This window comes from Winogradskyella sp. (genome assembly GCF_028282165.1).
GTDB lineage: Bacteria > Bacteroidota > Bacteroidia > Flavobacteriales > Flavobacteriaceae > Winogradskyella.
This window is the reverse complement of the sequence record NZ_JANQIM010000009.1, coordinates 1-13,224: the sequence shown is the minus strand read 5'-3', so window position 1 is coordinate 13,224 and position 13,224 is coordinate 1. Positions and strand designations below refer to the sequence as shown.

The following is a 13,224-nucleotide window of genomic DNA, read 5'->3' as shown; positions in this document are numbered from 1 at the left end:
TTTCTTTATTTCTAAAGAGTTTGCAATATTACTATATATTTTAAAACTCTACAAGAATTTTAATCCCTAATATCTTGGCATAACTCTACCAACACGCTATTCGATGATTTTGGATGTAAGAATGCAATTAGTTTATGATCTGCTCCTTTTTTTGGCGCTTTATGGATCATTTGAAAACCTTCATTTGTCAAACGCTTAATTTCTTCATCAATATCATCAACAGCAAATGCAATATGATGGATGCCCTCACCTTTTTTTTCTATAAACTTTGCTATTGGGCTATTTTCATTTGTAGCCTGAAGTAATTCTATCTTATTAGGTCCGCATTTAAAAAAGGATGTTTTTACACCCTCGCTTTCTACGTCTTCAATTTTGTAATGTGCTTCGCCAAATAAGGTTTTAAATAAGTCATTTGATTTTTCTATGTCTTTTACTGCTATGCCTATGTGCTCAATTTTTTTCATGATCTGATACGTTTTATTCGCCAAAGAACGGAATTCTTATAATTGCAAACTATGATTTTTGTTATATAAAAATACCATAATCATCAAATATGCTCTACTTTTGCAAGATGGAAAGCAATAGACAAAAAAAAATAGCAGGAATATTACAACAGGATTTGGCCGAGGTTTTACAGCAGGCTGCAACTTCGGGTGGACTTAAAGGCGTTATTATTTCTGTTTCTAAAGTAAGTGTCACCGTAGATTTGTCCATTGCTAAGGTGTATTTAAGCATTTTTCCTAACAAAGAGGCCGAAAGTTTATTGGACGGTATTAAATCTAACACACCGTTAATTAGGCACGAACTCTCACAACGCACGCGCCATCAACTAAGGCGTGTGCCACAACTTGAGTTCTTTATTGATGACTCCCTAGAATATATTGATGGTATAGAACGTTCACTAAAAGGAGAAGATAACCCTCTTGATAATACAGACCTTCTCGATAAGCGTAAAAAATCTTAAGTGAATTTTCCTTTGTATATAGCAAAACGTTATCTGTTTTCCAAAAGCAGTAGTAATGCTATAAATATTATGACTTTAATAGCTTCAGGCGGCGTAATTATTGCCTCTGCAGCCTTATTTATTGTACTTTCTGTTTTTGCCGGACTCAAAGATTTTAGCCTTCAATTTTCATCTTTTGTAGACCCAGATTTAAAGTTACTCCCATCTACAGGTAAGTCTTTCATCTTTTCGGAAGAAGACAAATTGAAACTAAATGAAATTGATGGTGTCATTTCTTTTTCTGAAATCATTGAGGAACGCATTATTATTAAGTTTGAAAACAAGAACCTTCTCGCCACTTTAAAAGGGGTTGATTCCAATTATTTGAATGTCACCAACATCGATTCCATGATTTCTAAAGGCAACTGGATATTGCCAGAAAGCAACGATGTCGTTTCTGGTTGGGGCATTTCAAACAATCTCTCTTTCGGAATATTGGATTTTAGAAAATCATTATCACTTTATGTCCCTAAACCAGGAAGAGGGCAATTGAGCTCCATTAAAAGTGCTTATAATACTGTTCTTGTAAATAATGTAGGCTTGTTTGACATTAATGAAGAGCTGAATTCAGAATATGTTTTTTCGGATATTGCCTTGGCGAAACAGCTTTTGAATTATAAAGAACGTCAAATTAGCGCCTTAGAATTAAAACTGAAGCCCGAAGCCAATGAGAATAATGTAAGAGACGCCATTAATTCTAAGTTCTACAACAAGTTCTCCATTAAAAATAGAGAGCAGCTCAATGATGCCTTATTTAAAATGTTGAATACCGAAAATCTGGCCATCTATCTCATCTTTACCTTGGTTATTATTATTGCGTTATTTAATGTCATCGGGGCCATTATCATGATGATTTTAGACAAAAAGAAATCACTAAATACGTTATTTAACCTAGGGACAGAACCAAAAACCATAAAGTCTATTTTCTTTTGGCAAGGCAGCTTAATGACTATGGTAAGCGGTTTAATAGGTGTAGTTATTGGGCTACTGATTGTTTTCTTACAACAGTCTTTTGATTTGGTAATGCTTACGCCAGATCTGGCTTATCCGGTGCGCTTAAATGTCTTTAATATTGTTTTGGTTTTAGCAACAATCTTTGCCTTAGGTATTGTTGCCTCGCGCATTGCGTCACTGCGTATTACCAAAGCTTTAATAAAAGGAAACTAGTTTTTTGAAGATGAAGCTGAAATTGAAAAATTCTAAATATTGATTTGAAAGAATTAGGTTTTGTGTGATGTCTCTCTCGCGTTCGACATGACTAATGCTTTTCGTTATAAATAATCACTGAAACTAAGAACTAATCCCTAACACCTCATCCCTAAAGCCTCGTTCCTATCTATCTAAGCAAATTGGTAATCGGCAAACTTTTCCAGAACTTCATCAAACGTGTCGAAAACATCTTTTGAGTCATCACTGGTGACCATTTTCATTCTGTATTCCTTGAAGTTTGGAATCCCCTTAAAATAATTGGTATAATGCCTTCTGGTTTCGAATACGCCTAGTTTTTCGCCTTTCCAGTCTATAGACATCTGTAAATGCCTCCTTGCTGCTTCAACCCTTTCTGGCATTGAGATTGGCGGTAAGTGCTCACCTGTTTCAAAATAATGCTTTACTTGCTTAAAAAACCATGGGTTACCAATAGAGGCTCTGCCAATCATGGCGCCATCCAGTCCATAACTATCTCGCATTTCAGCTGCACGTTCTGGCGTGTTAACATCGCCATTACCGAATACAGGGATGTGCATTCTGGGATTGTTCTTTACCTCAGCGATCGGCTTCCAATCGGCATTTCCTTTATACATCTGTGCTCTGGTTCTACCATGAATGGCTATAGACTTAATACCTACATCCTGAAGGCGTTCGGCAACTTCAACAATTTTTATGGAATCGTGATCCCAGCCTAATCTTGTCTTCACTGTTACAGGTAAATTGGTGCGTTTTACCATTTCGGCCGTAAGCTTTTCCATGAGACAGACATCTTTTAATATCCCTGCACCTGCACCTTTAGATACTACTTTTTTTACAGGACAACCAAAGTTAATGTCAATAATATCTGGATTGGATCGCTCTACAATGTCAATAGTTTGAAGCATGCTGTCCATATTAGCCCCAAAAATCTGAATACCAACTGGTCGCTCTTTTTCATAGATATCGAGCTTCATAACACTCTTTGCTGCATTTCGGATTAGCCCTTCACTAGACACAAACTCCGTATATACTACGTCTGCTCCCTGTTCCTTGCATAAGGCGCGGAAAGGCGGATCACTTACATCTTCCATAGGTGCTAACAGCAACGGAAATTCTCCCAATTCTATGTTGTCTATTTTAACCAAGGCAAAATTTTTGATGCAAAGCTAAGACTTTTTGAGGTATTTACTGTTTAACACCCAAAAACCATAACCTCCCAAAATCAATTCACCAACGGTTCCAAACATATAGGCTTCCGAGGGCAGCCCATCCATAATGATGCTCAATAGTCTACCAAGAGCTAAACCCAACATAAAAATCGCATTAGATATTAACGCTGTTTTGAGGTATTCTGACCTAAAAATTCCAAGTGTCCATAAGATTGAAAACCCAAGATATAGTCCCATTATAGCTTTAGAAAAACTTTGTTCGTCTGTGGTAATGAAGCTAATATCCAAAAAATCACCCAAATTAAAGCCATAAATTAAGGCTGCTGGAATTACAATAAATACAGAAATAACCAAATGGATTTTTGTGACTATCGTTCTTTTTTCCACTATTGGTTTTTAGTCTAGAACTTTACTTTAGTATCTATTCTTTGATCGTTACGCATCACAGAAATGTCGGCTTCGTCACCCTTATCAAAAACGGATAATGCTCTCATATAGCTCATCATATCGGTAACCAAACTATCTCCTAACTTTACCACTACATCACCCTTTTGCAAGCCTGCATTAAACGCAGGAGTATCTTCCCTGGTCCCATCGATTCGCATCCCTTTCCCATCAAATAAATAATCAGGCACCACTCCCAATCCTACTTTGAATCTTGGAGTTTCTTCACTTTCATTTTTAGTAGTTCTAAAGGCCAACTCGCCATTATCATCTAGATCTGAAATGATATCAAAAATGTAGTCTGAAATAAGATTCATCCCTTCATAATTCAGTTTATCGGCATCGTCGCTAGGTTTGTGGTAATCCTCATGTTGACCCGTAAAGAAGTGTAAAACCGGCACATCAATTAAATAAAAGGATGTGTGGTCACTTGGGCCTACACCACTTTCATTTTCAATCAATGTAAACTTCTCATTATTGGATTTTATGGTTTGTCTAAATAATGGTGAGGTTCCTGTGCCATAAACCGCCAGGGTGTTATCGGCTTTTAAACGACCCACCATATCCATATTAATCATGTAGTTAATAGATTTAGCATCGACAGTTGGATTTTTAGAAAAGTAATTAGATCCCAATAATCCCATTTCTTCCCCAGAAAATGCCATAAACATATAGTTATTTTGGTCTTTGATTTCTGCCGCGCTATTTTTCGATTGTAATCGTCTTGCCAAATCTAGCATTATCGCAACACCACTAGCATTATCATCTGCGCCATTGTGTACTAATTTTTCTTCACCTCGATACAATGAGCCTTCACCACCATAGCCTAAATGATCGTAATGTGCACCAATAACCACAGTTGTTTGTGCACCATTATCTATAAAGCCAATAACATTGTTTCCTGTAATTGTGCTATCTGTATTTTTTGTGAATTCTACCTCTTTGTGCGGATCTGTTTTTGGTTTAAAAGAAAACGATTGTAGAAAATCTTCGGTCCCTTTGGGTTGTAGGCCTATTTCTTTATAACGCTCCACAATATACTTTGATGCCTTAACTTCGCCATCAGTGCCTGTTTGGCGTCCTTCTAATTTGTCATCGGCCAAAAAAGCCACATCTTCCTTGATCTTATTTTCTAAAACTTCAGCCTCTTTTTTACAAGAAAACAGCCCTACTAAAAGAAACAAAAACACTATTTTTTTCATAAGGATATCTTATTTTTGAGCAAAATTAGGCATTATAAGCCACTTATTATACCCTTTAACATGAAGAAATTAGCTTTAATTCTTGTTGTATTGATGTCTTTTTTGTCTTGCAAAAAAGAAACAACCAAAAAGACAGAAACTACTAAAACGATTCAAATAGATTCAACTAAAGTTGAAAACCCATTAATATATCCTGAGGAAAAAAACTTCAAATCACTTCGTCAAGTTACTTTTGGTGGTGATAATGCTGAAGCGTATTGGAGCTTTGATGACAAGCAATTGGTGTTTCAGTCTAACAATGCCAAATGGGGCGTGGGTTGTGACCAAATGTTTTTAATGAATGCAGACGAAACTCTATCTGATAGTATTGCACCCCCAATGGTAAGTACCGGAATGGGTAGAACAACCTGCTCTTATTTTCTGCCAGACAACAAACATATTATCTATGCTTCTACCCATTTGGGTGGTGAGAAATGTCCTGAAGTTCCAACTAAAGAAAACGGAAAATACATTTGGCCCATCTACGACACTTACGACATTTTTGTGGCGGATTTACAAGGTAATATCGTAAAGCAATTAACGGATGAACCAGGTTACGATGCAGAACCTACTGTGTCACCAAAAGGTGATAAAATTGTGTTTACCTCAACCCGAAGTGGGGATATAGAGCTTTATACCATGAATATCGATGGTACAGATGTGAAACAAATTACTAATGAATTGGGCTATGATGGTGGTGCGTTTTTTTCACCAGATGGTACTAAGCTCATCTTTAGATCTTCTCGACCAAAAACGGAAAAGGAAAAAACCGAATACAAGGAATTGCTAGCTAGAGGTTTGGTAGAACCAAGTGACATGGAATTGTTTATCTGTAATGCTGATGGCTCTGATTTGCGCCAATTGACTTTTTTGGGTAATGCCAACTGGAGTCCGTTTTTTCATCCTAGCGGGGAAAAGGTTTTATTTTCTTCAAATTTTGAAAGTGAAATAGGTTTTCCTTTCAATCTTTACATGATCGATATCGATGGTAAAAACCTTAGACGTGTTACACATGGCAAAACGTTTGAAGCTTTTCCGGTCTTCTCTAATGACGGAAAATATTTAGTGTTTTCTTCGAATCGCAACAATGGTGGTACAAGAGACACCAATCTTTTTATTGCTGAATGGCAAGATTAGTTTAAATCTTTCAACCTATCGCGTTCTTCGGCTTTTGTAGTTCTCTCGTTTGTGTTGAGTTTAGTGTTTCCAAAGTTATAGCGGAAACCCAATCTAATATATCTATTGTCGATATCGTCTATTCTTCTACTTGATTGGTTAAGATAGTCAATAGATTTATCGTAGTCTTGTAAATTAAACATATCACCTAAGGTCAAGGATATGGTTCCTTTTTTATTGAAAATTGATTTTGAAATGCTCAGCTCGGATACCAATCTATCTTCAATGATTTGAAATTGTTGCAGGTTTTTACTTCCATAAACCAGAGTTAGGTTAAGATTTAAGCTTCGATCTTTTAATAAAGACCAACTGTTCATCAATTCACTGTAATTTGCCCACTGGTTAAGCTCTACAAATCCTTCACCAAAATTAGCTTCTTCAGAAACATTGTAAAAAGATGTTACGGCATATAAAAACCATCTATTGGTTGGTGAGTATTCAAAAGCAAGGTCAAAACCATAGTCTACTTTTTTATCTAAATTAACGGGGGTAAACGCAACGATATTTGTTTCGTTATTCTGTCTAGGTAACTCAACAATATCGCCATCGTAATTCATATAGTAAGCTTCAAAAGTAAAATGCTCCAAAAAAGTGATACCTACCAAATAATGGTCTAGATAAGTCGGTACTAAATTAGGATTACCCAATACAACCATGTTTTCGTTTATAAAAAACGTAAATGGATTTAAATCTGTATAGCTAGGCCTAGCTATACTTCGCTTATAGTTTCCTTTAATTTTAACATCATCCGAAATTTGATAGGAAATACTTGCATTAGGAAACCAATTGAGATAATCCTGGGTGTTGGTTTCATTAAGAGATACCGATTCCCCTTCAATATTGGTTTGTTCTGCTCGTAAGCCAATGTTTAAATCCCACTTGTCCCAGGATTTACTATAGTTGGCATAAGCAGCATATACGCTTTCATCGTATTTAAAGGCATCCGTATTATCCAAGTTTGGTACTTCCTGCCCATTTATGATATCTGTTCTTTCAATATCACTGTCTGTATTAACATTGGAGTATTTTATACCTGTTTCAAAAGTAGAAGTCTCATCAATAGGTAAACTATAATCTAACTTACCTGTAATGATTTGTGTGTCTTGGTTGGCCAAAGTATTAAACTCTGAATCATCAATAAACTGCTCGTCTTGAAATACGCTTTGGTTACGTTCATAATCATAAATTGTGTAATGTGCATCAAAGGTTAGATTCGCTTCATTTTTAAAATCATGTCTAAAAATTAGATTAGAACCAATATTGTATTTATTGTCCCTGGATAAATTATCTGCCGTAAAACTAGATAAGAAATTTTGTTGAGCATCAAAGATATTGGTGTTGTTCTGAATTTGATACTTAAAATATGGTGTGTACAATCCAGTACTTGTAAGGCTTAATGTGTTTCTGTCGTCAATATAGTAATCAAAGTTGAGATTTAGATTGTGCGTTTCGGACCAAGTGTTTCTATCGATATGGGATAACCATACTTGATCAATAGCATTAGAAGTGTCTAAAAAATTTACGGTGTCGTCCTGATTTCTATTAATCTTTTGATTGGTATAGCTGTAATTAACATTCAGGTTGATTTTGTTGTTTTTGAAATAATGGCTTGTTCCTACATTATACCTTGGAAATACGCCCTGAGTATAATTTGTAAAAATGCTTCCTCTGTAGCCTGTAATCAGATTTTTGCTCATAATAATATTAACGACGGATCCACTATCGGCGTCATAACTTGCAGGCGGATTGGTGATTACTTCAATCGATTTTATGCTATTGGCTGGTGCACTTTCTAAAAGCTGAATTAGCTCTTCGGACGTTAACTGTACCTTTCGGTTATTGATATAAACTGTAGCAGGTGCGCTTTTAATATTAATACTCCCTTCACTAACGATAACACCTGGAGTATTTTTTAAAACGCCTAACGTATTACCTTCAATTAAAGCTGTATTTTCAACATTAAAAACTAAACGATCTGGTTTACGGGTTATGGTTGGTCTTTTAGCTACTATGGTTACTTCATCCAAACTTTCCGGAATTTCATTAAGCTGAATTGTTTTTAAGTCCAATTGTCCCGTAAGGATAATGATCTGTTCAAAGTCTTCAAAACCAATAAAGCTTATTTTTATAAAATAGGTATCATCGCTTATATTATCTATCTTAAAAAACCCTTCACCATCGGTAGAAGTGCCAGCCACAAACGTCTTTTCAATTTCCGTAAAAACAATAACATTGGCCAATTCAATAGGGTTTCGATCTGCATCGACAACTCTCCCCGAAATGGAAAAATCCTGTGCAAAAGCATTAATGGTCAGCACAAGAAGAGCTGCGCTGATGTAAGACCGTAGATGGGCAATCATTAGTTAGGTTTGAATTGCAAGATAAAGATAGTTTTTTAATTTATACTATGGTTTTTGCGTAGTTCATCGAGGTTTAAAAGTGTTTTTGTAAAGATTATTTTTTAATTTATACCATGGTTTTTCAGCAGCTCATCGAGGTTTAAAAAATGCTTTTTAGTACTTCAAACATAAGAAATCGATTATATTTGCACCCAAATTCTTGGCTTAGAAAAAGATAGATGAAGAACATTCGCAATTTTTGCATTATAGCACATATAGACCACGGTAAGAGTACACTGGCTGATCGCCTACTAGACTTTACAGGTTCTGTTACCGATAGGGAAAAGCAAGACCAATTGCTAGACAATATGGATTTGGAACGAGAAAGAGGCATTACCATAAAATCTCACGCTATCCAAATGGAATATACCTACCAAGGCGAGCACTATGTTTTAAATCTTATTGACACTCCAGGCCATGTAGATTTTTCGTACGAGGTGTCCCGCTCTATTGCCGCTTGCGAAGGTGCACTTTTAATCGTTGATGCTGCACAAAGTATTCAGGCACAGACCATTTCCAATTTGTATTTAGCATTAGAGAATGATTTGGAAATTATTCCTGTACTTAATAAAATTGATTTGCCCAGTGCCAATCCAGAAGAGGTGACTGATGATATTGTAGACTTATTGGGTTGTGACCCAGAGGAAGTTATTCCTGCCAGTGGAAAAACAGGTATTGGAGTTGAAGATGTCTTGGCAGCGATCATTGAACGCATTCCTGCGCCAGAAGGTAACCTAAATGAACCTTTACAGGCCTTGATTTTTGATTCGGTTTACAATCCATTTAGAGGTGTTGAAACCTATTTTAGGGTAATAAATGGTTCAATAAAAAAGGGGCAAAACATAAAATTTATAAATACAGGGAAAAGTTATTTTGCTGACGAGGTTGGTACTTTAAAACTAAAGCAAGTCCCTAAGCAAGAGATAAAAGCTGGCGATGTTGGGTATTTAATTACTGGGATTAAAGATGCTCGTGAAGTTAAAGTTGGTGACACCATTACCGATGCCAAAACACCAACTACGAATGCTATCGAAGGATTTGAAGATGTTAAGCCCATGGTATTTGCCGGAATTTATCCCGTAGATACTGAAGACTATGAAGAGCTCCGCGCCTCGATGGAAAAACTTCAGTTAAATGATGCGTCTTTGGTATTTCAACCGGAAAGCTCTGCCGCTCTAGGTTTTGGGTTCCGATGTGGCTTTTTAGGAATGCTCCATTTGGAGATTATACAAGAGCGTCTAGAACGTGAGTTTGATATGACGGTTATTACTACGGTACCAAACGTAAGCTATCATGCCTTTACTAACAAAAATCCTGATGATATTGTTATTGTAAATAATCCCTCGGATTTGCCAGAACCTTCAACCTTAAATCGTGTTGAAGAACCCTATATTAAAGCGACCATCATCACAAAGTCGGATTTTGTGGGCCCGGTAATGAGTCTTTGTATTGAAAAGCGTGGGCAAATTACCAATCAAACCTATTTAACTACAGAGCGTGTTGAGTTGAGCTTTGATATGCCTTTGGCCGAAATTGTTTTTGATTTTTACGATCGATTAAAGACGGTTTCAAAAGGTTATGCATCGTTCGATTATTCACCTATCGGTTTGCGCGTTTCAAAATTGGTCCGTGTCGATATATTATTAAATAGCCAAACCGTAGATGCGCTTTCTGCTCTTGTACATACAGACAATGCTTATACCATTGGTAAAAAAATGACCGAAAAACTCAAAGAGCTCATCCCAAGGCAACAGTTTGATATTCCTGTACAGGCCGCTATCGGCGCTAAAATCATAGCACGAGAAACCATTAAGGCGCTACGTAAAGACGTTACTGCAAAATGTTATGGCGGTGATATTTCGCGTAAGCGTAAACTCTTGGAAAAGCAAAAGAAAGGTAAAAAGCGTATGCGCCAAGTAGGTAATGTAGAGATACCTCAGCAGGCGTTTATGGCCGTTTTAAAGTTGAATGATTAAAAGCATTCTAAACCCCCCTTCCAAAAAAGTTAATGAAATAGCGAACTGCCATTGTTTATGCAAGTTAACACACCTATTTGTCAATAGGCAGGCATCCAGAATTGCTAAAATAAGTGACCAAACCAAAAAAGTGTGTGTCTAAAACTATAACTGACGGTTATATACTACCGTTATGGTTAATGACGTGCTCAAACCGAAAGACGATTCACTCACACAAAGATAGTGTTTGCTCATTCTCGATTTGAAAACAAATTAACCCCACCCAAATTTGACCACTAACTTTTAAACCTACAACGGTATGAAAAACAAACTCCTGTTTTTAATCCTGAGTATAGGATTGCTCACCCTGTATTTCGCCTGCCAAAAGGACGATTCGGTTTATACCGAACAGAATACAAAACAAAAAATACCCAAAATCCAGACCATAGCCTATGATGGTAACAATGCCATATTCAAACAGCTCAAATCCCAGTTTAATCTAGACCATCATAAAAGATCTCGATCCCCCGAAAGCCTCCAGGGCAAATCAACTACGGATACACTTGGCCTGATCATTGAAACCGATATCATAAAACAAGTAACTTTGGGCGACTACACCTCATATACCATGAGAATCGCAGATAATGACAGCTTAGTGTTCTATAACTTGACCATTGAATACAAAAACGGTGCTTCCGATATGTTTATCACAAAATATACACCGACCGAATATTGGCTGAACAATAAAAACGAGGTCTACCAAGGCAAGGTACAGTCTAAAAGGGCAACACTTACCCAGTACACTGACCCTGATGAGGCCTTTGAAGAAGGTGGACCGGGGCTAGACCCAGACCCCGGGCTTGACTCAGGATCTGGAGGCGGGAGCAGTTACTTTTCCGATTGGAGCGTTCATTACCCCTATGACTGTTTTGGGGTTGTCTTGATCGATATGAGGCAAACAGAGATCCCCTGTAGCTGTTATCCACAGCATATGCCGGGCGAATTCTGCAACTGTGACCAAGAAGGCGGTACGCTTCCGCGTGTGGAAATCCTGCCCTATTACTCATGCCAAGAATATCTGGGAAACCCAGATCCAGAACTTGAAAACGACCCTTACGATCCCAATGATGGTTATTTTGGTGGTGGCAGTAGTTTAGATCCTGACCCTGTAGATGATAATCCGCCCATTAGTACTATTATAAAAGAGACCGGGAGACAAGAAATACCAAAAACCGAGTGTGAGAGCCTCAAAAGGTTGGTAGATACGGATTCCTTGGGTTCCAATATCTTGCCATATGTCAATCAACTACGTGCTAGAATCAATCTCAAAAAAGAATGGTATCTAAACTACTCAAATGAGTGGGTGGGCGGTAATACCAGGCCAGTACCCGATCCTAACGGGGTACAAGAAGGAGAATCTAAAACTAAGTCTAAGTTAAACTACTCTGCCCTATGGGTGGGGCAGATGCATACACACCCTAAAGGCACGTATAAGGTGTTTTCTTGGTTTGACTTACAAGCTATTAAATTATTATACGAAGAAACCAATAACTACTTTAAACCCGATGTATTTATTATAGTTGTAGCACCAAACAACGAAACCTATGCGCTAAAGGTTGATGATATACAAACATTGACTACAAAAATTGAAAACGATTGGAATAATGCCGAAGGAAATACTGATGAGAGAAAAGACGAGAGCATTGAAAAAGCGATGGCTAAAGAATATAAGAAAAGTACTAACTTAGAGCAGACCTTTTTAGAACTCTATGGAGATTATGGTATAGCCTTTTATAAAGCGACGGATACTAACCTTAGTAACTGGAAGAAATTAGAATTGGATGAAAACAATTCAGATACTGTTAATGAAACCCCATGTAATTAAAAATTAATAATCATGAAACAAATAGTAACAATATTCACATTGGCATTAAGCCTATACAGTTGTAAAGCACAAAGTCCATTATTATCCTTGGATGACCAAGGCTGGAATAATATTGATAACGCCTATTATAAAGATATCAATAATGTTTTGAACGACTTTGAAGGGACTTGGTTATACTCCAACGATACCATTTCATTAAAGATTAGCTTAGTAAAAAGTGTACAATACTTTAATGGCGACTATTATGAGGACACTATGGTTGGCGGTTACCAGTATATAGAAAATGGTATTGAAAAAATAAATACCCTTACCGATGCAGATAATCCTAATCTGGGTATTTCGGCTAGTATTGACGGTAATCTAATATTTGATAATTGTCAATATTTACCTGTTGATGATTGCATTGATAGTGAAAAATATTTAGGACTATCCATAAATGACACCACTTCAGATGGGCATGTAGGCTGGTTAATGTTACATAAAAGACAAGTTAATGGTCAAGAAGCCTTAAAGATTAATATTGAAATGAATTATTATAAGTTTGATTTATCATCTGATGGCGAAGTGCCAGCTCCTACTTTACCCTGGCAAATGCATGATGTCATCTTGATTAAACAGTAACGATTTGAAATTTCTATTGATTATAATACTTGTAACCACAGTTCTTAACTGTAAAGCACAAAGCCCAATTTTAAATATGGAAACCGTTCCAATCATAGAGGTACCTGATAACGCCTATTATAAAGATATCAATAATGTTTTGA

The 13,224-nt window shown here is 36.7% G+C and carries 11 protein-coding genes; 6 read left to right on the top strand and 5 right to left on the bottom strand.

The annotated features are described in order from the left end of the window. Positions 1–59 precede the first annotated feature (59 nt). Complete coding sequence (mce, locus tag Q0972_RS04020) at positions 60–464, bottom strand: methylmalonyl-CoA epimerase (RefSeq protein WP_299362906.1); 405 nt, start codon at positions 462–464, stop codon at positions 60–62. Positions 465–571: 107 nt separating this feature from the next. Between mce and rbfA the strand changes: the two genes are divergently transcribed. Beyond that, complete coding sequence (gene rbfA / locus Q0972_RS04015) at positions 572–964, top strand: 30S ribosome-binding factor RbfA (protein ID WP_299363074.1); 393 nt, start codon at positions 572–574, stop codon at positions 962–964. After that, entirely contained in the window at positions 965–2,170 is a 1,206-nt protein-coding gene (locus tag Q0972_RS04010) for an FtsX-like permease family protein (protein WP_299362904.1), read from the top strand. A 173-nt stretch (positions 2,171–2,343) separates the two neighbouring features. Here Q0972_RS04010 and dusB read toward each other — a convergent pair whose 3' ends face one another. From dusB to Q0972_RS03995, 3 genes are read right to left on the bottom strand one after another with little or no spacing between them, the layout of a single operon-like run. Then, positions 2,344–3,336, bottom strand: coding sequence for a tRNA dihydrouridine synthase DusB (gene dusB, locus Q0972_RS04005; RefSeq protein WP_299362902.1), 993 nt, complete (start codon positions 3,334–3,336; stop codon positions 2,344–2,346). Positions 3,337–3,357: 21 nt separating this feature from the next. Further along, a complete protein-coding gene (locus Q0972_RS04000) occupies positions 3,358–3,747 on the bottom strand; it encodes a DUF4345 domain-containing protein (RefSeq protein ID WP_299362901.1) in 390 nt (129 codons plus the stop codon). Positions 3,748–3,761: 14 nt separating this feature from the next. Beyond that, positions 3,762–5,006, bottom strand: coding sequence for a M28 family peptidase (locus tag Q0972_RS03995; protein ID WP_299362899.1), 1,245 nt, complete (start codon positions 5,004–5,006; stop codon positions 3,762–3,764). A 60-nt stretch (positions 5,007–5,066) separates the two neighbouring features. Between Q0972_RS03995 and Q0972_RS03990 the strand changes: the two genes are divergently transcribed. After that, positions 5,067–6,182: a hypothetical protein gene (locus Q0972_RS03990; RefSeq protein ID WP_299362896.1), complete on the top strand. Its 1,116-nt coding sequence runs from the start codon at positions 5,067–5,069 to the stop codon at positions 6,180–6,182. On the opposite strand, the gene Q0972_RS03985 is transcribed toward Q0972_RS03990, so the two are convergent. After that, positions 6,179–8,581, bottom strand: coding sequence for an outer membrane beta-barrel family protein (locus tag Q0972_RS03985; RefSeq protein WP_299362894.1), 2,403 nt, complete (start codon positions 8,579–8,581; stop codon positions 6,179–6,181). The two genes, Q0972_RS03990 and Q0972_RS03985, sit on opposite strands and share 4 nt — an antisense overlap. A 218-nt stretch (positions 8,582–8,799) precedes the next feature. On the opposite strand from Q0972_RS03985, the gene lepA reads away from it, so the two are divergent. The 3 genes from lepA (at position 8,800) to Q0972_RS03970 (ending at position 13,081) form a co-directional block, all read left to right on the top strand. Then, entirely contained in the window at positions 8,800–10,596 is a 1,797-nt protein-coding gene (gene lepA, locus Q0972_RS03980; protein ID WP_299362892.1) for a translation elongation factor 4, read from the top strand. A gap of 298 nt (positions 10,597–10,894) precedes the next feature. Further along, entirely contained in the window at positions 10,895–12,460 is a 1,566-nt protein-coding gene (locus Q0972_RS03975) for a hypothetical protein (protein ID WP_299362890.1), read from the top strand. 12 nt (positions 12,461–12,472) lie between these two features. Then, the gene (locus tag Q0972_RS03970) at positions 12,473–13,081 is read left to right on the top strand and encodes a DUF6705 family protein (protein ID WP_299362887.1); all 609 of its coding nucleotides are present in this window, start codon (positions 12,473–12,475) and stop codon (positions 13,079–13,081) included. Positions 13,082–13,224: the final 143 nt, after the last annotated feature.